The 21,297-nt window shown below is 40.7% G+C and carries 18 protein-coding genes; 10 read left to right on the top strand and 8 right to left on the bottom strand.

The genetic code is table 11. From position 1 onward, the window contains the following. Window positions 1–97 precede the first annotated feature (97 nt). Window positions 98–877, top strand: coding sequence for an acetoin reductase (locus tag SJ312_RS08070; RefSeq protein ID WP_004262072.1), 780 nt, complete (start codon window positions 98–100; stop codon window positions 875–877). Between the two features lie 63 nt (window positions 878–940). Here the strand turns inward: SJ312_RS08070 and SJ312_RS08065 are convergent, their stop codons facing one another. Further along, on the bottom strand, window positions 941–1,816 hold the full coding sequence (locus SJ312_RS08065) for an alpha/beta fold hydrolase (protein ID WP_096863193.1): 876 nt from the start codon (window positions 1,814–1,816) through the stop codon (window positions 941–943). Window positions 1,817–1,980: 164 nt separating this feature from the next. Between SJ312_RS08065 and SJ312_RS08060 the strand changes: the two genes are divergently transcribed. Next, the gene (locus SJ312_RS08060; protein ID WP_004262067.1) at window positions 1,981–2,229 is read left to right on the top strand and encodes a hypothetical protein; all 249 of its coding nucleotides are present in this window, start codon (window positions 1,981–1,983) and stop codon (window positions 2,227–2,229) included. Here the strand turns inward: SJ312_RS08060 and SJ312_RS08055 are convergent. The 7 genes from SJ312_RS08055 to leuA form a co-directional block, all read right to left on the bottom strand. Next, complete coding sequence (locus SJ312_RS08055) at window positions 2,226–2,957, bottom strand: TerC family protein (RefSeq protein ID WP_004262066.1); 732 nt, start codon at window positions 2,955–2,957, stop codon at window positions 2,226–2,228. The two genes, SJ312_RS08060 and SJ312_RS08055, sit on opposite strands and share 4 nt — an antisense overlap. A gap of 76 nt (window positions 2,958–3,033) precedes the next feature. After that, the gene (gene mutH, locus SJ312_RS08050; protein ID WP_036958529.1) at window positions 3,034–3,717 is read right to left on the bottom strand and encodes a DNA mismatch repair endonuclease MutH; all 684 of its coding nucleotides are present in this window, start codon (window positions 3,715–3,717) and stop codon (window positions 3,034–3,036) included. Between the two features lie 566 nt (window positions 3,718–4,283). Further along, entirely contained in the window at window positions 4,284–5,960 is a 1,677-nt protein-coding gene (gene sgrR / locus SJ312_RS08045; protein ID WP_136134536.1) for an HTH-type transcriptional regulator SgrR, read from the bottom strand. A gap of 480 nt (window positions 5,961–6,440) precedes the next feature. Next, a complete protein-coding gene (gene leuD / locus SJ312_RS08040; protein ID WP_071585891.1) occupies window positions 6,441–7,046 on the bottom strand; it encodes a 3-isopropylmalate dehydratase small subunit in 606 nt (201 codons plus the stop codon). 7 nt (window positions 7,047–7,053) lie between these two features. Further along, window positions 7,054–8,457 carry a 3-isopropylmalate dehydratase large subunit gene (leuC, locus tag SJ312_RS08035; protein WP_319867377.1) on the bottom strand — a complete coding sequence of 468 codons (1,404 nt, stop codon included), beginning with the start codon at window positions 8,455–8,457 and terminating at the stop codon, window positions 7,054–7,056. A gap of 1 nt (window position 8,458) precedes the next feature. Then, entirely contained in the window at window positions 8,459–9,547 is a 1,089-nt protein-coding gene (leuB, locus tag SJ312_RS08030; RefSeq protein ID WP_272574675.1) for a 3-isopropylmalate dehydrogenase, read from the bottom strand. A gap of 2 nt (window positions 9,548–9,549) precedes the next feature. Next, window positions 9,550–11,127 carry a 2-isopropylmalate synthase gene (gene leuA / locus SJ312_RS08025; RefSeq protein WP_004262054.1) on the bottom strand — a complete coding sequence of 526 codons (1,578 nt, stop codon included), beginning with the start codon at window positions 11,125–11,127 and terminating at the stop codon, window positions 9,550–9,552. Between the two features lie 892 nt (window positions 11,128–12,019). Here leuA and leuO point away from each other — a divergent pair. The 8 genes from leuO to ftsL all read left to right on the top strand — a co-directional run bounded on the left by leuO (window position 12,020) and on the right by ftsL (window position 21,294). Continuing rightward, window positions 12,020–12,988: a transcriptional regulator LeuO gene (leuO, locus tag SJ312_RS08020; RefSeq protein WP_140171045.1), complete on the top strand. Its 969-nt coding sequence runs from the start codon at window positions 12,020–12,022 to the stop codon at window positions 12,986–12,988. A 373-nt stretch (window positions 12,989–13,361) separates the two neighbouring features. Then, window positions 13,362–15,173, top strand: coding sequence for an AMP-dependent synthetase/ligase (locus tag SJ312_RS08015; protein WP_036958469.1), 1,812 nt, complete (start codon window positions 13,362–13,364; stop codon window positions 15,171–15,173). A gap of 371 nt (window positions 15,174–15,544) precedes the next feature. Further along, window positions 15,545–17,272 carry an acetolactate synthase 3 large subunit gene (gene ilvI, locus SJ312_RS08010; protein WP_036958468.1) on the top strand — a complete coding sequence of 576 codons (1,728 nt, stop codon included), beginning with the start codon at window positions 15,545–15,547 and terminating at the stop codon, window positions 17,270–17,272. Window positions 17,273–17,274: 2 nt separating this feature from the next. Then, on the top strand, window positions 17,275–17,766 hold the full coding sequence (gene ilvN / locus SJ312_RS08005; RefSeq protein ID WP_004262045.1) for an acetolactate synthase small subunit: 492 nt from the start codon (window positions 17,275–17,277) through the stop codon (window positions 17,764–17,766). An 84-nt stretch (window positions 17,767–17,850) separates the two neighbouring features. Continuing rightward, window positions 17,851–18,861, top strand: coding sequence for a catabolite repressor/activator (gene cra / locus SJ312_RS08000; RefSeq protein ID WP_094961381.1), 1,011 nt, complete (start codon window positions 17,851–17,853; stop codon window positions 18,859–18,861). 698 nt (window positions 18,862–19,559) lie between these two features. Then, window positions 19,560–20,018 carry a division/cell wall cluster transcriptional repressor MraZ gene (mraZ, locus tag SJ312_RS07995; RefSeq protein ID WP_004262043.1) on the top strand — a complete coding sequence of 153 codons (459 nt, stop codon included), beginning with the start codon at window positions 19,560–19,562 and terminating at the stop codon, window positions 20,016–20,018. A 2-nt stretch (window positions 20,019–20,020) separates the two neighbouring features. Then, a complete protein-coding gene (gene rsmH / locus SJ312_RS07990; RefSeq protein WP_110592162.1) occupies window positions 20,021–20,974 on the top strand; it encodes a 16S rRNA (cytosine(1402)-N(4))-methyltransferase RsmH in 954 nt (317 codons plus the stop codon). Further along, on the top strand, window positions 20,974–21,294 hold the full coding sequence (gene ftsL / locus SJ312_RS07985) for a cell division protein FtsL (protein WP_272657464.1): 321 nt from the start codon (window positions 20,974–20,976) through the stop codon (window positions 21,292–21,294). The genes rsmH and ftsL overlap by 1 nt, the downstream gene beginning before the upstream one ends. The last annotated feature ends 3 nt before the right edge of the window (window positions 21,295–21,297 follow it).

Genomic DNA, 21,297 nt, shown 5'->3' with positions numbered 1-21,297 from the left:
AGAGTAAAATCATTGCTTTGTAACTTGTTGTTATTGTTGCTAACTTAATATTAAAGGTGAACTAGTCAATTTGGCTATTACTCAGTAGGAGATAAGTATGGCGTTAAATAATAAAGTTATTTTAGTTACTGGTGCAGCTCAAGGGATTGGCCGTGGTATCGCATTACGTTTAGCGAAAGAAGGGGCTGATATCGCACTGGTAGATTTGAAAAAAGACAAGCTCCAAGATGTTGCCAAAGAAATTGAAGCTTTAGGCCGTAAAGTAACAACATTTGCCGCAGATATCAGTCAACGTGACCAAGTTTTTGCTGCGGTGGCTCATGCAGAAGCTGAGTTAGGTGGTTTTGATGTAATGATTAATAACGCAGGGATTGCACAAGTTAAGCCAATCGCTGATGTTCGCCAAGAAGATATGGATTTAATCTTCAAAATCAACGTAGATGGAACCATGTGGGGAATTCAAGCTGCCAGTGAAAAATTCCAAGAACGTAAACAAAAAGGAAAAATCATCAACGCCTCCTCTATTGCAGGACATGATGGTTTTGCGATGTTAGGAGTTTACTCCGCTACAAAATTTGCGGTACGTGCATTAACTCAAGCGGCTGCAAAAGAGTATGCAAGTTCAGGTATAACTGTGAATGCTTATTGCCCAGGTATTGTTGGAACAGATATGTGGGTAGAGATTGATGAGCGCTTCTCTGAAATCACCGGTACGCCAAAAGGTGAAACCTATAAAAAATATGTCGAAGGCATCGCATTAGGTCGTGCGCAAACGCCAGATGATGTGGCTGGTTTGGTTGCATTCTTAGCGAGCGATGATTCTGACTATATTACTGGTCAATCTATTTTGACTGATGGCGGGATTGTGTACCGTTAATTCACTTATGTGAATCTAGGATGTAAATAATAGCCGCGATGAATAACTCATCGCGGTTTTTGCTTATGTAGCGTGCTGCTGAATATCGGCTAAAATAGCTTCTGCTTGTGTCCAAAGTAGGGAGCCTCCCTCATCACTTAATAAATGATGTTGGCAATTGGGAAAACGGCTGGCTAATATTTTGCCAAAATCAGGGGAATGAACTGTACTCATATCGAGTTCGCCATACCATAAAGAGACTGGCACGCGGGTCGTTTCAGGGGTGAATTCCCATTTCTGTAATGCAATTAATAAGTCTTGAACATAACCTTGGTTGCCTTGGGCGAAAGCACGTCGCATGCAATGGCTATATGCCTCAAGGAAATGTTCTTCATTATAAAGTTGCTGGTCTATTTCTGCGCTGCAATTAAGAATAAATGCTAATAACCACTCACCAGTGACATTTTTTAATAACCAATCAGACAGCGCTTCAGGGGTGTTAAGGGCTTGTTCTTGCATGTTCACAACATCAGCACTGAGTACCGCACGAGTTGCAGGGTATTCAAATTGGTCTTGTCCTGACACGATAGACAGTGAAATAGGTTGGCAATAGTGGGCGACGGCCATGGCAAAAACGGCGCCTTGAGAAAAACCGACAACTGAAAATTGAGTAATAGATTGTTCATCTAGTAGGGCTTGAACATCCATAGCAAAGCTTTTCAATGATTTTTCAGGGTGAAATGTTGACTCACCAAGACCCGCGCGTTCAGGAACAATTAAACGAATATTTAGTTTTTCGAGTAAATCCAAACCAAATCCTAATGAACCACTCATTCCCGCTCCAGTACAAAAAATAACAGGAAAACCTGTTTTAGGGCCTGATTCGAACCAGCAAAATAGACGGCTATCAGGTAATTTCATCGTGTGTTGATTCAGGTTGGTTAGTGGAACGTTATACATGGTGAATTCCTAACACAGAGCAGGTACAGATTGGGTGATAAGATAGGTCAGTTAATAATTATTAAAACTGGCATTGTTATAGTTACAATTTTAAAGTATTAAATAGGTAAAATGCAAAATATTAGCGTAATAAACATCAATTCATTAACAAAGAGAAGAGTAAAATGGCATTTTCCGAATCAGAAAAGCAGATTTTGTTGGCCGTTAAAGGTGTCGGTCCCATGGTGATTAGCCGCTTAGAACAAATGGGTTTTAGCTCACTCGCACAACTGAGTGAAGCATCTTACGATGAAATTTTAATTTCTGGTGCTGCATTGACAGGTTCAAGTTGCTGGAAAAATAGCCCGCAAGCAAAAAAAGCGGTAGAGGGGGCTATTTTAGCGGCTAAACAGGCGGTTAGGTCACCATCTTAATTAGTTTGATTTCTGGTTTTCCATTTTTTGCTGCGCAAGATATTAAGGACTTGTACTGCCATGGAAAAGAACATCGCAAAGTAGATATAGCCTTTTGATACGTGAACTTGAACACTTTCAAGTAGTAAAGTGAAACCAACTAGAATCAAAAACGATAAGGCTAAGATTTTTACGGAGGGGTAGCGCTCAACAAAGTCGCCAATGGGTTTGGCCGCAAGCATCATAATGAGTACAGCGATGACTACCGCTGCCATCATGATAAATAAGTGGTCTGATAGCCCCACTGCGGTGATCACGGAATCTAAACTGAAGATAATGTCTAATAAAGCAATTTGCACGATAGCGCCCCAAAATGAGCTCACTTTTTTATTTGCTAGATTATTTTCACTTTCCCCTTCAATCGTATCAAAAATTTCTTGGCTTGCTTTCCAAATAAGGAAAATCCCACCTGCGCATAATATGAGATCGCGAGCGGATACAACATGGTCTGCGACAGTGAAAAGCGGCGTGGTAAGGCGTGATAACCAAGCAATCGAAGCCAATAACGCAAGGCGCATCACCATTGCCGCAATAAGGCCTGTCCGTCTGGCACTATTTTGCTGGTGGCTTGGAAGCTTGCTCACCACAATACTGAGGAAAATAATATTATCGATGCCTAGGACAATTTCTAATATGGTTAGTGTGGCGAGTGCCATCCAAGCATTGGGGTCCAGTATCCATTCAAACATCTTAGTACCTTCTAATTAACAAATTAAACAGTGATAATAATTTATCGTCTGCTTTGGTACAGGCGATGGTTAGCGACTAACTTAGATTAAAATGCCGCGCTAACAGGGGCGCGGTAAAATCTTTTTTGAGATAAAAACCACGAGGTAGCGTCATAATCGGTTGACCGAACTCACCAATCGCTTCCGTTAGTGCCTTATTGTTTGCGGCCTTAGGGCGGATCTGTAATACCTGCCCATGGCGTGCAGTGATACTTTCCACTTTGCCTAATACAATGAGGTCCATTAGCTCTTCCCAATCTTGTCTTAGTAACTGTTCTTCAAAGGGAGATGGGCTCCAGATTAACGGGTTTGCGACTCTGCGTTGTGAGAGTGGAATTTGCCTTTCCCCTTCGATAGGAAACCATAAAATGCGGGATAGTTTGCGGCGAACATGGCTATTTTCCCATGTTAAGCCACTATTCCCCGTTAATGGCGCTACAGAAACAAAGGTCGTTTCGAGTGGAGCACCATAACGGTCAATAGGAATGGTTTTTAATTCAATCCCAATATGAGCGAAATCTTGCTCTGCCTTGCTTCCCGCACTCGCACCTAAATAATATTCCAATAGCATACCAACCCAGCCTTTATCTCGTTTGAGGTCAGGAGGGATAGGGATAGCAGCATGTTGGGCGAGCTCACCAAGCGTATAGCCAGCAAGGGCTTGCGCTCGACCCATTAAGGTTGCTTCGTTATCAGGTGGCGGTGGCGCAATAAATGGCATCATGGTTTGAATATTAATGTATAAAAAGTAGCCAGTGAAAATACATAGAACTGAAGAAGTATAACACTTTTTCTTTGATGTTTTTAACTATTTGATATATAGGGATATAATGTTATTTATTCATCTAGGTCATAAATTATAACAGAGGTTATTCAAGTTCATCCCAAGATAATCACAGGATCATGCACTAGGTTATCCACAGGATTTCTGGATAACTGTGAAAAATAGAGATTACTGTGTGTATTTACAGCCTTGACTAAACGGTTTTTATGACGAATATCACAAAATATGAGTAAGTTGAGCACATATCTTGTGGATAAATACAACGTTGTTTGATCTTTGCTCAGTTAAAGTCTTAAGTATTTTAGCTAGAAAAATAGCCAGTGGATAAAACGCTTTTTTGTTATTTACTTATTTGATTTATCAATGATTATTTGACTATTCTTTTTTTTGATAAAAAAGTGGCTTGGGGATATACCCTGATTACCATGAGGTTGTTCACATGGATATCCACAGAAAAAGTGAATAACATCCTTATTATTCATTTTATCTGTTTATAACTATCATTATTTTGCTAGGTTATCCTCAGAGGGTTTAAACCATGCAGATTTAAAATCAAACCAGCCAAAGGTATTCATCCGTACGCCGCGCATGGTTTTTTGGCCTTGTAGTTCAAGCCAATGATGAAAAATAGGGTGGAAAATTTGCGAGTCAATTAAGCTTTCACACCAGGCTTCTACATCTAATTGGTTATTACGCCATAGATTAAGTTCATCGCGGAGAGTGTTATTAAGGCATTCGCGCAGTAATGGCATTTCGTACAAGGTAGCAAAGATAGAAAATTCAAGAGGTTTAAAAAAGTTAGCTGTTGCTAACCAAATATCACTTTGCCCATTGCCATTAAACCAATCATCATAATCAATGATATTAATCTTGAGCTCCACGCCTTGTGTCTGTAACACGCGTTTCATAATTTGGCTAATCGCATAGAACTCATGGTGGTTGCGATAAAAAGTAACAGTCAGCTCAGTCAAATCTTCAGGCTTAGGGAACAAGGTTAGCATTTTACTATGATGCCAATGGAGTAATAAGCCATAAGCTGGCGCCCAATGGCGCTGATAAAACGGTTCACAATGGGCAAGTAGGTTGACGGGTGTTAAAAAGCTACATAACCATTTACGGACATCTTCACGCTGAGCAACCGGTGAGCGCTGATCCATTAAGAGGAAATAGCAGCCTTCTTCCATGCGGCTTTCAAGTGAATCATTATGGTGCTTGTCACCATCCATTTTTAATGTTGTACAAACCATTTGTTCTGAAAGTTCAGGAACCACCCAAATGGTCACTTCATCTAGCAGTGCACGATAGCCAAAATAGCGGTCGAAAGCCGTGATAGTCAGCTTTTGTGGCAAGTTTTTTTCTACTTGATAGGGGCCAGTGCCGATAGGACAACGGCTAAAGTTTTCGAGGCTCTCCCACTCTTTCGGTAAAATAGCCGCATGATGACTGCCTAATAACCAAGGTAGCTGTTTATCAGGCTCACTTAACGTGATATCAATAACATAAGGTTGCGGTGAGCTGACGGATTGTATATGTGAAAATAGCGGCCAACAGGTTTTTAAGCGTAAAAGGGAATAGATAATATCGTCGGCAGCCATTTCTCTCCCATGGTGGAAATAAATAGCAGGGCGTAAATAGAAACGCCATTGGGTATCACTGATGGGTTGCCAATGGTGGGCAAGGCCATCTTCCACTTCCCCTTTTTCCTCATTTATATGGGTAAGGCCATTAAATATTTGACTCATCAAGTGAATTTCTGAGCGGCGCATGGGGGCGCCAGGAAGAAGTGTCGGGAAATCTCGATAATAAATAATCCGTAATAAATTCTTACCTTGTCGATAGCTGCGTTCCAGTTCAGACAATACCATTTGGCGAATGGTTTCCTTATCACCCACTAGGGCGACAAGTTTTTCAATACTTTCTTCTTTGAGTAGTTGTTCAGCCTGTGCCTGTTGTAGCTCTAAGCCATTAACATGAAAAATAAGGGCCGAGCGTTTTCCTCGACCAGACTCAGCCTGCCAACTGAGCCAACCTTGTGACTGCATATTATTAAGTAGCGTCCGAACATGACGGCGAGAGCAAAACAGCGTATCAGCGATATCTTGCAGAGTTGTTTCACTGTCTTGGCCCTGAAAGTGTTGCCAGAGACGAATGAACTGGGTTTGTAATCGTGAATTAGACATAAAAGAGGAACTCCGGCAAAAAATACATCAATTTTAATTTCCTAAAATCTCACGATAATAGAAGGCAGTAAGTAGCTCGTTTGGTCTGCATGTTGCAGGCCGACTCCCCCATTTAGAGTAATGGTGTTTATCACCGAGCCGGTTTTTACCGGCTTTTTTTTATTTTTTCGTCATATTTCGCACTGTCGCGTTGTTGGTTTCGTTCAGCTACTTGGGTCACATACTTATGTATGCTCCCCAAGATATCTTCTCTCACCGCCTAGCTACAGTGCGAACTATTTAGAAAAAATCGTTCAGTTAAAGGCAAAAATCTTATTTTGTTATTAATTATACAGGAAGATATTAACGGGGAAGTGATTTTGGATTGTAAATTTTTAATGATGGATGAATTCCGCATTTTTGGTGCGAAGTAGGCGGTTTAGTTGGATAATTAGAGCTAAAAGAGGAACTACGCCCACCAAAGTAGGCGTAGAAAAGGATTTACTGCATAAAGGATGGAATCTTGCTTTCAAAATCGGTGATCTGGTCGACATGCTGCAACGTCAAACCAATACTATCCAAGCCATTCATCATGCAGTGGCGGCGGAAGCTATCAATTTCAAAATGATAGGTTTTATCACCAGCAGTCACGGTTTGAGCTTCTAAGTCTACCGTAAACTGGCAACCTTCATGGCTATTAACATAGTTAAACAGCTCATCCACTTCAGCTTCACTTAATTTGATTGGTAATAATTGGTTGTTGAACGAGTTACCATAAAAAATATCAGCAAAGCTTGGGGCGATAACCACTTGAATACCAAAGTCAGTTAATGCCCAAGGTGCGTGCTCACGGGATGAACCGCAACCAAAGTTTTCGCGAGCTAATAAAATACTTGCCCCTTTAAAAACTGGCTTATTTAAGACGAAATCAGGGTTAGGTTGTTGCCCGTTCTCATCTAAAAAGCGCCAGTCATTAAACAAGTGTTGCCCAAAACCTGTGCGAGTCACTTTTTGCAAAAACTGTTTAGGGATAATGGCATCAGTATCCACATTGGCTGCATCTAAAGGAGCGACAATCCCGACGTGTGTAATAAACTTTTCCATCATTTTCTCCTTAGATTTGAATATCACGTACATCAGCAAAATGGCCATTAATCGCTGCGGCAGCTGCCATTGCTGGGCTAACCAAGTGAGTACGACCTGCGCGACCTTGGCGGCCTTCAAAGTTACGGTTACTGGTTGATGCACAGCGTTCGCCAGGGTTTAAGCGGTCATTATTCATCGCTAAACACATAGAGCAACCCGGTAAACGCCATTCAAAACCCGCTTCAATGAAAATTTTATCTAAACCTTCTTGCTCAGCTTGGGCCTTAACAGGGCCAGATCCCGGAACAACAATAGCTTGTACGCCATTAGCCACTTTTTTACCTTTTGCAATTGCAGCAGCGGCACGTAAATCTTCAATACGTGAATTCGTACATGAACCAATAAATACTTTGTCAATTTTGACATCAGATAATTTAATGCCAGACTCTAACCCCATGTAAGCTAATGCTTTTTTAGCGGAAGCTCGTTCAACAGGGTCTGCAAATGACTCAGGAGCAGGGATCGGCTGGTTGATGGCAATCACCTGCCCAGGGTTGGTTCCCCAAGTGACTTGTGGCGCGATGCTACTTGCTTGAATAGTGATGACTTTATCAAATTGTGCATCATCATCCGTTTTTAATGTTTTCCAATAAGCAACCGCATCGTCCCATTGTTGGCCTTTAGGTGCAAATTGGCGACCTTTCATATAGGCAAAAGTGGTTTCATCCGGTGCGATAATTCCCGCTTTCGCGCCTAATTCAATTGCCATATTGCATACCGTCATGCGGCCTTCCATGCTTAAGTTTTCTATAGCTTCACCACAAAACTCAACAATATAGCCAGTACCGCCTGCGCTGCCCGTTGTACCGATAATCGCTAAAACGATATCTTTTGCGGTAATACCTGCTGGAGCTTTGCCTACGACTTCAATTTTCATTGTTTTAGCGCGTGCTTGTTTCAGCGTTTGAGTCGCCATCACGTGCTCAACCTCAGATGTTCCGATACCAAAGGCTAATGAGCCAAATGCACCGTGTGTTGCGGTGTGGGAGTCTCCACATACAATGGTCATACCGGGTAAAGTAATACCTTGCTCAGGCCCCATCACATGGACAATACCTTGGTATGGGTGATTCAAATCATATAAAGTTACGCCAAACTCTTTACAGTTTTTCATCAACTCTTGCATTTGAATACGAGCCATATCGCCACACGCATTAATATCTTTGGTTTGCGTTGATACGTTGTGATCCATTGTGGCAAAAGTTTTACTTGGTTGATGTAAAGGACGTTTCTTAGTTCTCAAACCATCAAACGCTTGAGGTGATGTCACTTCATGTACCAAATGGCGATCGATATAAATCAAAGGGATTTCATTTTCGACCTCACGGACAACGTGGGCATCATACAATTTTTGATATAAAGTCTTGGCCATGTTAAACCCCTTCTACAATATAACGAGCAATAATATCGCCCATTTCACTGGTACTTATTGACTGACCTGCACCTGCTAAGTCTGATGTTCTAAAACCTTCTTCTAAGGCCTTATTGACCGCACGCTCGATTGCATCTGCTGCATCGGCTTGGTCTAAGCTAAATCTTAGCAACATGGAAGCAGATAAAATTTGTGCAATTGGGTTGGCAATATTTTTTCCAGCAATATCTGGAGCAGAGCCTCCCGCAGGTTCATACAAACCAAATCCAACTTCATTTAAGCTCGCAGAAGGTAACATGCCCATGGAACCGGTGATCATCGCACATTCATCAGAAATGATATCGCCGAACAAGTTAGAACATAACACCACATCAAACTGTGATGGGGCTTTGATCATTTGCATGGCTGCGTTATCGATATACATATGGCTGACTTCAACATCTGGATATTCTTTTGCGATTTGATTGACCACTTCACGCCATAAGACCGAGCTTTGTAACACGTTTGCTTTGTCGATTGATGTGACTTTGTTATTACGTTTGCGGGCTGATTCAAAAGCAATACGTGCGATACGCTCGATTTCATAGCGGTGATAAACTTCAGTATCAAATGCGTATTCTTCTTGGCCTTCACCTTTGCGGCCTTTTGGTTGACCGAAGTAAATCCCACCTGTTAATTCACGCACACAAAGAATATCAAAGCCTTGAGCTGCGATGTCTGCACGTAATGGGCAAAATGCTTCTAATGCTTGATATAAGCGAGCAGGGCGTAAATTACTAAATAATTTAAAATGCTTACGTAAAGGCAATAATGCACCACGTTCAGGCTGGCTATCAGGTGGCAAGTGTTCCCATTTCGGCCCACCGACAGAACCAAATAAGACAGCGTCAGCTTCCTCACAACCTTTTACTGTGGCCTGTGGTAATGGCTCACCGTGCTTGTCGATTGCCGCACCGCCAACATCATATTCAGTGGTGTTGATTGTTATTGCAAAACGTTTGCTGATAGCAGCTAAAACCTTGTGAGCTTGCGCCATCACTTCTGGACCGATGCCATCTCCCGGTAATACGGCAATTTTATAACTAGACATTGTTAAACAGCTTCCTTTGTGTTTGATTGTGATTCTTGATTTATTTTTTGTTTTTCTTTTTCAACTTGCTCTGAGCGCCAAATGCTATTCAACACATGCACCATGGCTTTTGCTGAAGATTCAACGATATCTGTCGCTAACCCCATCCCGTGGAACTTACGGTTATGGCATTCAACCACGATATCTACTTGGCCTAATGCATTTTCGCCGTGGCCTTTAGCTGACAGCTGATAAGAGACTAACTTCATAGGGAATTGTGTAATGTTGCTGATAGCTTGGTAAATCGCATCAACGGGGCCATTACCGGTTGCAGCTTCAGACTTCACTTCATCACCACACTGCATTTTGACTGTTGCTGTCGCAACAATACTAGAGCCTGATTGCGTACTGAAATAGTCCATTACGAAGTGGTCAGTTTCATCTTGTTGTTTAGTAAAGAAAGCCAAGGCTTCTAAGTCATAGTCAAACACTTGACCTTTTTTATCGGCTAAATTCAAAAATGCAGTATATAATTCATCCAACTTGAAGTCTTTACCTTCGTGATACCCCATTTCCTCCATACGGTGCTTAACAGCGGCACGGCCTGAGCGTGAGGTTAAATTCAGTTGTTGTTCTTTTAAGCCAATGGACTCAGGCGTCATGATTTCATAGGTTTCGCGGTTTTTCAGTACGCCATCTTGGTGAATTCCTGATGAGTGAGCAAATGCGTTGCTGCCGACAACCGCTTTATTCGCTGGGATTGGTGTATTACATAATTGGCTAACTAATTGGCTGGTCCGGTAAATTTCTTTGTGATTAATATTGGTATGCACATTTAACATTTGCTCGCGCAATTTAATTGCCATAATCACTTCTTCTAATGCCGTGTTGCCAGCGCGTTCACCTAAGCCATTAATTGTCCCTTCTACTTGGCGGGCACCGGCTTGCACGGCACTGATTGAGTTAGCAACCGACATCCCTAAATCATCATGGCAATGAACAGAAATAACGGCTTTATCGATATTTGGCACACGGTTATACAAATCAGTGATAATTCCGCCAAATTGGTAAGGCGTTGTATAACCAACAGTATCTGGGATATTAATGGTGGTGGCACCCGCATTTATAGCTGTTTCAACAATACGGCACAAATTGTCAGGGTCAGTACGGCCGGCGTCTTCACAGGAGAATTCAACGTCGTCGGTATAGCGTCTAGCGCGCTTGATGGAATTGATTGCCATATCCATTACGCCATCAAAGGATTTATTTAATTTTTTCTCCATATGCAAGTTGGAGGTGGCTAAGAAAATATGAATACGAAAGGCTTCAGCGACCTTTAATGACTCGGCTGCAACATCAATATCATTTTCAATACAACGTGCTAATGCACAAATTCGGCTATTTTTGATTTCTCTGGCAATGGTTTGAACGGACTCGAAGTCACCTGGTGAAGAGACTGGGAAACCGGCTTCAATGATATCAACGCCTAAACGTTCTAACGCAAAGGCGATTTGTAATTTTTCTTTGACTGATAAACTAGCCTGTAATGCCTGCTCACCGTCGCGTAAGGTGGTATCAAAGATAATGACTTGGTTGCTCATATTGTGTTCCTCATATCGAATTTTGTTTTTACTGAGTGTTATGTTCTTCCAAAGCCGCAGGCATAAAAAAACCCGCGGTTGCGCGGGTTCTTAATGTTTGTGGACAGTTTGTTTCTATTTTTCGTCCATAAGCATACCGCGCAAATTTAATGCGAGTAGTAGTAGGCTTAGTAGGCGAATAGAAAATGTCATTGCAACCGTCTCTCTTGAGTATCTTAATTAAACTGTATTTATTGATACGTTATCTTAAAGTTAATGTCAATCATAGATTTTTAGCATATTTTTACCAATCATGAATTATGGCTTTTAGTTGGTGGTTGTTGCTATTTTTTTGGTGTAACTCTTCTGTTTTGTCTGGATTTTTATGTAATTATAAGGGTAAAATTCTTCAATCAGGCATTGTCTAAGTATTGATTGGGTTTAATGTGTTGAATTTTATGATGTTTTTCTGTTTTCCTATGAGTTGAAGTTCAACGCAAGGAATGAATCACCTACACCAATGCTTTTTAATTAAGTTAATTATCTAATAAATGAGTATTTAAAAAATAATCTGATAATGAGGATATTTATTGATTCTAAATACGATTTATTATGATTTCTTGCAAAAATTGCTTTATTATTTTTACGGTGAGTGATTGCAAGTCTAATTAGTAGTTATCACTCATTATTTTGATGAATATTTACGTTTTATGATGATATTTATACTGCAAGTTTAATTAATAGGTTAAGTAATATAAACGTCGTTTTAATAAATGCAGGGAAAGCGAAATAGCTTATTATCTATAAGTTGTTTTAAGAATAATATTTAATGAATTTATATATTCGTCGGTTTCTTTAGATGAATGACTCTTTTCGTTAATGAAAAATGATAAATATATTAGTGGAGTAAAAAATGACTGATTTTGATACAATTTCAACAGCTAAAAAAGATAGTAGCGATATTCATTTACGTAATGTTGATCTTAACCTATTAACGGTTTTTGACGTGGTTATGCAGATGCAAAATGTGACAAAAGCTGCGCAAGTTCTAGGGATGTCTCAGCCTGCAGTAAGTAATGCGGTTTCACGTTTAAAATCAATGTTTAATGACGAGTTATTTGTGCGGTATGGGCGTGGTATTCAGCCGACATCGCGTGCTAAACAATTATTTGGGCCTATTAGGCAAGCATTACAATTAGTTCATAATGAATTACCTAGCGCAGGTTTTAACCCACAAAATAGTGATCGGGTATTTAATTTATCTATCTGTTCACCGTTAGATATTCGCCTAGCTGCTATTATTGTCGAAAAATTTAAGGTAGTTTCGCCTAATATTAATATAATCATTCATTCTTTTATGGGTGATAAAATTGCTCATCAATTAAAATACCAAGAAATGGATTTCTTCCTTGGCTATAATCAATTAGAAAAGACGGAATTTCAACATCAGGTTTTATTTGATGACGAATTGGTATTAGTGGTGGCAAATCATCATCCACGTATTGGTAATTCAATTTCTGAAACTGAACTAAATAATGAACGCCACGCTATTATGTCAATGGATAACATGGGGTCATTTAGTAAACCTTATTATAATAATACTGAGTTATCGCATACGGTTAGTTATCAAGGGACTGACTTAAATAGTGTATTGAGTATTGTTGCTCAAACTGATCTCGTGGCTATTGTGCCAAAATGGTTAGTTAATCATCACTTTGGGCAACTTAAATTACGTACGTTAACGTTACCTTGGCTTAAGGATACACTGCCTTGTTACTTAACTTGGCATGAATCAACGGTTAGGGATAAAGGCCATCAATGGATGAAGTCTCAATTTAATCAATTGATTGAGGAACTCTCTGAACAGCCTGTTGCGGCATAACACGCCTATTTAAAATATTAGAGGTTGTAGGCTATCTCGAACTGATGAGAAAGAAATAGCTCATTTTGTTAAGGGAAAATAACAAATGAAATTGTCCCTTAAGGCCAACAACCTCTATATTTCTGCAAACGTGCTTATAACAAAATATACATGCCAACAAGCTGATTAACTCATTATCGTAGGTGCTATGGTGAGTTTTGTAGCAGACATAACATTTGCAAAAAATTTACATATAAATGCTTTTCACGCATCTCTTTAGTCGATACACTGCGAATATTCAGCTAACACTTGTAAGCTGAAATAATAAGAATGGTTAAGTGCTTGTGAATGTGCCGAGTAGCTTATATCGATAATGACTTATAGGGAATAAACTTTGATTACTGAAAATCTATATCCATACCACTTGGTTAATCGCTTACGTAGCAGGGTTACTGCACAAGAATCAGCGAACCGGATAGCTTTCAGTCAATGGGATAACGGGCAACGTAGCTCATTAACGTGGGGGGAGGTTGGCGATCGCACTTCAGCAATTTCTCGACACCTCTTAGCATTAAACGTTATCGCACAAGAAAATATTGGGTTATTTGCCCACAACAGTATGAATTGGTCATTAGTGGATTTTGCCGCGTTACAAATTAGGGCGGTCACGGTGCCACTTTATGCGACTAGCAGTGTCGAGCAAGCTGCGTATATTATTAACGACGCAAATATTAAAGTGTTATTTGTTGGGGAAGAGGCGCAATATCAAGTTGCATGCCAATTACCCGCTCTTTGCCCTCAATTAACCACGATTGTTGTGATGAATGACAATGTTAAGTTGGCTGATATTTCAATCAACACCATGCATTTATCCACGTTTATGGCGCAATCACAAACCGCATACCAAGCAGAACTGGATGAACGCATCGCTGCGCATAATCTCAGTGATTTATTTACCATCATCTATACATCAGGTACTACCGGAGAACCCAAAGGCGTTATGTTGGATTACTACAACATGGCTGCGCAGCTGTATCTCCATGACGAACGATTACAACTCACCGCTGATGATGTTTCTTTAAGTTTTTTACCACTTTCACATGTTTTTGAACGTGCGTGGAGCTTTTACGTTATGCACGTTGGAGCACTAAACGTTTATTTAACGGACACCAATCAGGTTCGTGAAGCATTAGCTGAGGTAAAACCGACAGTAATGTGTGCGGTTCCGCGTTTTTATGAAAAAGTTTATTCAGCAATACACAGTAAAGTGGCAAAAGCACCTTTAGTACGTAGGGCACTATTTCGCTGTGCATTATCCCTTGGCAGAAGCCGAGTGAAAGCCTTAGCAAAAGGCCGCAAACCCTCTTTTATTAACCGCGCTATTTTCCCGATGGTCGACAAACTGGTCCTCAATAAAATTCGTGAAGGGTTAGGGGGGCGAATTCGGTTCATGCCAGCTGCAGGTGCCCGTCTTGATGACGATGTGATTGCATTTTTCCTTTCTGCAGGGGTAAACATTAAATACGGCTATGGTATGTCAGAAACCTGTGCCACGGTATCTTGCTGGGAAGAAGGGAAATACCCATTAGGCTCGATCGGTACACCGCTATCTTCTGTTTCAGTGCGTATTGGTAAAGACGATGAAATACAAGTAAAAGGGCCGGTGGTTATGAAAGGCTATTACAACCGCCCGATTGAAACCTTAGATACATTTACAGCGGATGGCTGGTTAAAAACAGGTGATGCAGGGAAAATTGACGAACAAGGTAATTTATATATTACAGATAGACTAAAAGATTTAATGAAAACGTCTAACGGAAAATATATTGCACCGCAGATGATTGAAGGCGTATTAGGGCAAGACAAGTTTATTGAACACATCGCAGTCATTGCCGATGCTCGTAAGTTTGTTTCAGCGCTTATTGTGCCTTGCTATGACAGCTTAGAAGAATATGCCCATTCAATAAACCTGAAATATCGAGATCGTTTAGAACTCTTAAAAGACTCGAATATTGTGGCATTATTCGAAAGTCGCTTAAAAGATTTACAAAAGAATATCGAAAATTTCCATCAAGTTAAGCGTTTTACATTGCTACCAACCACATTTTCAATGGAAAAAGGTGAATTAACGCCGACTTTAAAGCTACGTCGTAAAATCATTTCTGAGCGCTATCAATTAGAAATTGAATCGATGTACAAAGAATAATTTACCATTTAATTATCTGGCTTACCTGTATTATGGGTAAGTCAGGTCTTGTTTTTGTTCTGTTTTTATTTATTCATTCAAATAATAGCTCAATATTAAAAATTGTAACGGTTCCAACTAATTAAAGTTGCACTGTTTTTTCATTCATGCCAGTCATTTTTCCTTCTATTATTTTCATACGCAGTCAATTTATCTATCAAATTCCCATGTTCAAGATGATGTGAAAGTTTCGTGATCCTTGCACTGAAATGGTGTTTGCTTCGTTTCAGCCGGAGAGATATGTTAATAGTACGAATTTCACTATTTAAATGATAAAAATAAAGAGGTAGAGCATACCTCTTCACTTGCAAATAATGTCTGGGGGCAAACTCATGGAGATGTTGTCGGGAGCGGAAATGGTCGTCAAATCGTTGATTGACCAAGGAGTAAAGCACGTGTTTGGTTATCCAGGCGGTGCCGTATTGGATATTTATGATGCACTTCATACTGTTGGCGGGGTAGAACACATATTAGTGCGTCATGAACAGGCTGCGGTGCATATGGCTGATGGTTATGCACGTTCAACAGGAGATGTTGGGGTCGTGTTAGTGACATCGGGGCCAGGGGCAACGAATGCGATTACGGGTATTGCGACAGCTTATATGGATTCAGTACCGATGGTGGTGTTATCGGGGCAGGTTGCCAGTTCGCTAATTGGTAATGATGCGTTTCAAGAATGCGACATGGTTGGGATTTCAAGGCCAATAGTAAAGCACAGTTTTTTAATTAAAAGCGCAGAAGAAATTCCTGAAACCATCAAGAAAGCTTTTTATATTGCGGCAAGTGGGCGTCCTGGGCCTGTAGTTATTGATTTCCCTAAAGACACTGTTAACCCTGCCTTGAAGTTTGCTTATCGTTATCCAGAAAATGTTTCTTTACGTTCTTATAACCCAACGCTGCAAGGCCACAAAGGTCAAATCAAAAAAGCGTTAACTAAATTAGTTTCGGCAAAAAAACCGGTTTTTTATATTGGCGGGGGAGCGATTAACGCGAATTGCTCTGCTGAACTTATTGAGTTGGCAGAAAAACTACAATTACCAGTAGTATCAACCTTAATGGGGTTAGGAGCTTTCCCAGAAACTCACAAGCAGTCTGTCGGGATGCTTGGAATGCATGGAACCTATGAAGCTAATAAGGTTATGCATAACTCAGATGTGATTTTTGCTGTTGGTGTTCGTTTTGATGATAGAACAACGAACAACTTAGAAAAATACTGCCCAAATGCGACTGTTATCCAAATTGATGTTGACCCAACGTCTATCTCAAAAACGGTTAATGCGGACATCCCAATCGTGGGTGATGCGAAACTTACATTAAAGCAAATGTTAGGTCAGTTAGACCAAGCTTCAGCAAAACAAGATAACCAAGCGCTCACTGCATGGTGGAAAGAAATTGAACAGTGGCGTAGTAAACAATGTTTACGTTATGAAACCAGCCCAACAAAAGTTAAGCCACAACAAGCTATTGAAATGATTTACCGTTTAACGAAAGGTGAAGCGTATGTGACATCTGACGTCGGGCAGCACCAAATGTTTGCCGCATTATATTATCCCTTTGATAAACCTCGTCATTGGATAAATTCTGGAGGTCTTGGCACGATGGGCTTTGGTTTACCTGCTGCATTAGGGGTGAAATTAGCGCATCCAAAATCGACAGTTGTTTGTGTGACCGGAGACGGCAGTATCCAAATGAACATTCAGGAGCTTTCAACAGCCCTGCAATATGGTTTACCCGTTTTAGTACTCAACTTAAACAATGGTTTCTTAGGCATGGTAAAACAGTGGCAAGATATGATTTATCAAGGCCGCCATTCGCAATCCTACATGCAATCATTGCCTGATTTCATCAAGTTAGCGCAAGCTTATGGCCACGTTGGTATTTCGATAACAACACCTGATGAGCTGGAAGAAAAACTAAAACAAGCCCTTGTTGAAGTAAATGAAAATCAGCGATTAGTCTTCGTTGACGTAAATATTGATGAAACTGAGCACGTTTATCCAATGCAGATCCGTGGTGGCGCAATGGATGAAATGTGGTTGAGCAAAACAGAGAGGACCTGATCATGCGTCGTATTTTATCCGTTTTATTAGAAAATGAATCAGGTGCTTTGTCCCGTGTCATAGGTCTGTTCTCTCAGCGTGGTTATAATATTGAAAGTTTGACCGTGGCGCCAACGGACGATCCAACATTGTCACGTATGACTATCCAAACTAAAGGGGATGCAAAAGTTCTTGAGCAAATTGAGAAACAATTGCATAAATTGGTTGATGTGCTACGTGTCAGTGAGCTGACGGCGTCAGCACATATTGAACGTGAAATCATGTTAGTGAAGCTACAGGCCTCTGGATATGGGCGTGATGAAGTGAAGCGCTGTGCGGATATTTTCCGTGGACAAATTGTTGATGTAACCCCAACGCTTTATACCGTTCAGCTAGCGGGAACAAGCGAAAAACTGGATGCTTTTATCGAATCAGTGCGTGGTGTTGCTGAAATTGTTGAAGTTGTACGCTCAGGGATCGTCGGAGTTTCACGCGGTGATAAAATTATGCGATGAAAAATTTATCTTCCGAAGGTAGAATAATCGCGTTTAAGGCCCCGAATGATTCGGGGCTATTCCCAAAATTGTAAAGAGGTTAACGTGAAACTGGATGAGATAGCCCGTCTAGCGGGTGTTTCCCGCACAACGGCTAGTTATGTGATCAACGGCAAGGCCAAGCAGTATCGAGTCAGCGATAAAACTGTAGAAAAAGTGATGGCAGTCGTCAGAGAGCACAATTACCATCCAAATGCAGTTGCTGCGGGGCTACGAGCAGGGCGTACCCGTTCTATAGGGTTAGTGATCCCAGACTTGGAAAATACCAGCTATACCCGTATAGCAAATTACCTTGAAAGGCAGGCGCGTCAACGTGGTTATCAACTACTGATAGCATGCTCAGAAGACCAACCTGACAATGAAATTCGTTGTGTTGAGCACCTTTTACAACGACAAGTTGACGCCATTATTGTTTCGACAGCTTTACCGCCGGAACACCCGTTTTATCAGCGTTGGGCGAACCGTTCTTTACCGATTATCGCACTTGATAGAGCCCTTGAAAAAGAGCATTTTATTAGTGTCGTTGGTGATGACCAAGAAGATGCTTTCATGATTTCAGCAGAACTACGCAAGTTTAATGCTGAATCCGTATTGTATTTGGGGGCGTTACCTGAACTGTCTGTCAGCTATTTACGCGAGCAAGGTTTCCGTAAAGCATGGCATGAAGACCCGCGCAAGATTGATTATCTGTATGCAAATAGCTATGAACGCGATTCAGCAGCAGAGGTTTTTGCACATTGGCTTGATAGCGGTAACGAGATGCCTGACGCGTTATTTACAACATCATTTTCCTTACTACAAGGAGTATTAGATGTTGCGTTGAAACGTAGTGGTCGTTTACCTGAGCACATGGTCATTGCCACATTTGGTGATAATGAGTTATTAGATTTTCTCGAGTGCCCAGTGCTTTCCCTTGCACAACGCCATAGGGATATCGCTGAACGTATTTTAGAATTAGTACTTGCCAGCCTTGATGAAAAGCAAAAACCGGAACCTGGTATTACTCGCATTCGCCGTGATTTATGCCGTCGTGGAAGTTTAGGTCGTAAGCAGTAGTAAAATAGACTTAACTTTAATCGAACAGTGAATATTTACACGATAATGAGTGATGTTGGTCACAATAATGAGTAATATAACGGCCCCTATCTTATAGGGGCTTTTTTTTTATAAGCTAAAAGTAGGTAAATATTTAACTTTAGGATTTATCTTAAGATATTTATTGCTGATTTTAAAATGAAAGCTAAATCGGATGATTAAATTAATATAAATTTATTGTAGATGTATTACTGATTTGTGCGATAAATATTTAAAATTAAATACTGTTTATTAAAACAGTTATTTATTATGTTGATATTTAATGATTTTATTTTTCTTTCGGGGTGTTTTTACCATTATTAGATATTAATGATTATTTGGGGACTCAATAAAAGTAAATAACCGGTACAAGATATACTGATTAAAAATGAGACTTAAGTTGAATTTATAATGATTTGTATGATTTTGCAGCAATCTAGAGTGATCTCGCTTATTTAAGTTGCACTTTATAAAATATATTAATTATATCAACTTGTTATTTCGCATTTTCTTTCCAAGTCATATTTTACCTACCCTTATTTTTTCTGAATTGTTCTGTAAATAAAGCTAAAGCTGAGTGCGACTGGCTTGACAACGTTTTCATACCATTCGTAAACTTTATATGTGGTGAATTGTGGGGTAAAGTGGGTGGCTTGGAAATAAAAGGGGTTTAATCGGGTATGTTTCGTGGGGCAACACTGGTTAATCTCGACAGCAAAGGGCGTCTAACCGTGCCGACTCGTTATCGAGGAATGCTGAACGAGGAATCGAAAGGGCAAATGGTTTGTACCATTGACCTTCACCAGCCATGTCTGCTGCTTTATACCTTACCTGAGTGGGAGATTATCGAAGAAAAGCTTTCTCGGTTATCGACGATGAACCCTGCTGAACGACGCGTGCAACGGCTGTTATTGGGCCATGCAAGTGAATGCCAAATGGACAACGCGGGGCGTCTTTTGTTAGCCAGTACATTGCGTCAACACGCAGGGCTAACCAAAGAGGTCATGTTGGTTGGCCAGATTAATAAATTTGAACTTTGGGATGAACAAACTTGGTATCAGCAAGTGGAAGATGATATTGCCGCTGAGCGCCTTACCAATGAACCACTTTCAGCCCGCTTACAGGATTTGTCACTTTAATAATGACGCAACAGCAATTTAAACACGTAACAGTATTACTGGATGAAGCCGTTAATGGCTTAAACATTAAACCTAACGGTATCTACATTGATGGCACATTTGGTCGTGGTGGTCATTCAAGGTTGATATTAAGTCAGCTTGGCGAAAATGGTCGTTTAATCGCCATAGACCGTGACCCAGAGGCAATAAAAGCGGCTCAAACTATTGATGACCCTCGTTTTATGATTAAACATGGCCCATTTTCTGCGATTGCAGAGTATGTCGAAGAAGAAGGGTTAGTCGGGCAAATTGATGGCGTACTGCTGGATTTAGGCGTTTCTTCACCCCAGTTAGATGACGCTGAACGCGGATTTTCCTTTATGCGTGACGGGCCGTTAGATATGAGGATGGACCCAACCAAAGGGCAATCTGCACAGCAATGGTTGATGGACGCAGAAGCGGATGACATAGCTTGGGTTTTAAAAACTTTTGGTGAAGAGCGTTTTGCGAAACGAATTGCGAGAGCGATTGTTGAGCGTAATCATAACCCGGAAGAAGAACCGTTAACACGCACACGGCATCTTGCTGAATTAATTGCAAAAGTTAGCCCAATGAAAGACCGACATAAGCACCCAGCGACGCGTAGCTTCCAAGCCATTCGAATTTATATCAACAGTGAATTGGAAGAAATAGAAAAAGCGTTAGAAGGCGCAATGAACGTTTTAGCACCACAAGGGCGTTTATCAGTTATCAGTTTCCATTCGTTGGAAGACAGGTTAGTAAAACGGTTTATTCGCAAAAATAGTAAAGGTCCATCGGTGCCAGCAGGTATTCCTCTTACTGAAGCGCAGATTAAAGAATTAGGTGCAGCGCAGTTACGTGACCTAGGTAAGATGAAACCTTCGGAAAACGAAATTAATGAAAATCCACGCGCACGTAGTTCCGTGTTGCGGTTTGCTGAGAAGGCGGCGGAATAATGGTTCCAGAAAGGCACAGCCTAGCTCGCGTCATTGGGCGTGATTTATTTCGTTATGGCATCGTTCCTTTGATTTTATTAGTGGCAATTATTATCAGTGCTGTTTTTGTGGTAACGACGGCACATGAAACGCGTTTACTAACGGCCGCAAAAGATAAGTTGTATGAAGAAAAAGACTTGTTAGATATCGAATGGCGTAATTTGATCCTTGAAGAAAACGCCCTTGCGAGCTATAGCCGAATAGAACGTTTATCGGTTGAAAAATTACAGATGGTGCAAGTTGAACCATCACAAGAAAAAATTATTGTTTCTAAGCAATAAAAA

The organism is Providencia sp. CIM-Carb-044 (genome assembly GCF_033901115.1).
Lineage (GTDB): Bacteria > Pseudomonadota > Gammaproteobacteria > Enterobacterales > Enterobacteriaceae > Providencia > Providencia hangzhouensis.
Note: the sequence above shows the minus strand (reverse complement) of the source record. Positions and strands in the feature narration are given on the sequence as shown.

Bases quoted from the DNA above. Each gene is read 5' to 3' on its own strand.
- SJ312_RS08070 (WP_004262072.1), top strand. From the start codon at position 98: ATGGCGTTAAATAATAAAGTTATTTTAGTTACTGGTGCAGCTCAAGGG.
- SJ312_RS08065 (WP_096863193.1), bottom strand. From the start codon at position 1,816: ATGTATAACGTTCCACTAACCAACCTGAATCAACACACGATGAAATTA.
- SJ312_RS08060 (WP_004262067.1), top strand. From the start codon at position 1,981: ATGGCATTTTCCGAATCAGAAAAGCAGATTTTGTTGGCCGTTAAAGGT.
- SJ312_RS08055 (WP_004262066.1), bottom strand. From the start codon at position 2,957: ATGTTTGAATGGATACTGGACCCCAATGCTTGGATGGCACTCGCCACA.
- mutH (WP_036958529.1), bottom strand. From the start codon at position 3,717: ATGCCATTTATTGCGCCACCGCCACCTGATAACGAAGCAACCTTAATG.
- sgrR (WP_136134536.1), bottom strand. From the start codon at position 5,960: ATGTCTAATTCACGATTACAAACCCAGTTCATTCGTCTCTGGCAACAC.
- leuD (WP_071585891.1), bottom strand. From the start codon at position 7,046: ATGATGGAAAAGTTTATTACACACGTCGGGATTGTCGCTCCTTTAGAT.
- leuC (WP_319867377.1), bottom strand. From the start codon at position 8,457: ATGGCCAAGACTTTATATCAAAAATTGTATGATGCCCACGTTGTCCGT.
- leuB (WP_272574675.1), bottom strand. From the start codon at position 9,547: ATGTCTAGTTATAAAATTGCCGTATTACCGGGAGATGGCATCGGTCCA.
- leuA (WP_004262054.1), bottom strand. From the start codon at position 11,127: ATGAGCAACCAAGTCATTATCTTTGATACCACCTTACGCGACGGTGAG.
- leuO (WP_140171045.1), top strand. From the start codon at position 12,020: ATGACTGATTTTGATACAATTTCAACAGCTAAAAAAGATAGTAGCGAT.
- ilvI (WP_036958468.1), top strand. From the start codon at position 15,545: ATGGAGATGTTGTCGGGAGCGGAAATGGTCGTCAAATCGTTGATTGAC.
- ilvN (WP_004262045.1), top strand. From the start codon at position 17,275: ATGCGTCGTATTTTATCCGTTTTATTAGAAAATGAATCAGGTGCTTTG.
- mraZ (WP_004262043.1), top strand. From the start codon at position 19,560: ATGTTTCGTGGGGCAACACTGGTTAATCTCGACAGCAAAGGGCGTCTA.
- rsmH (WP_110592162.1), top strand. From the start codon at position 20,021: ATGACGCAACAGCAATTTAAACACGTAACAGTATTACTGGATGAAGCC.
- ftsL (WP_272657464.1), top strand. From the start codon at position 20,974: ATGGTTCCAGAAAGGCACAGCCTAGCTCGCGTCATTGGGCGTGATTTA.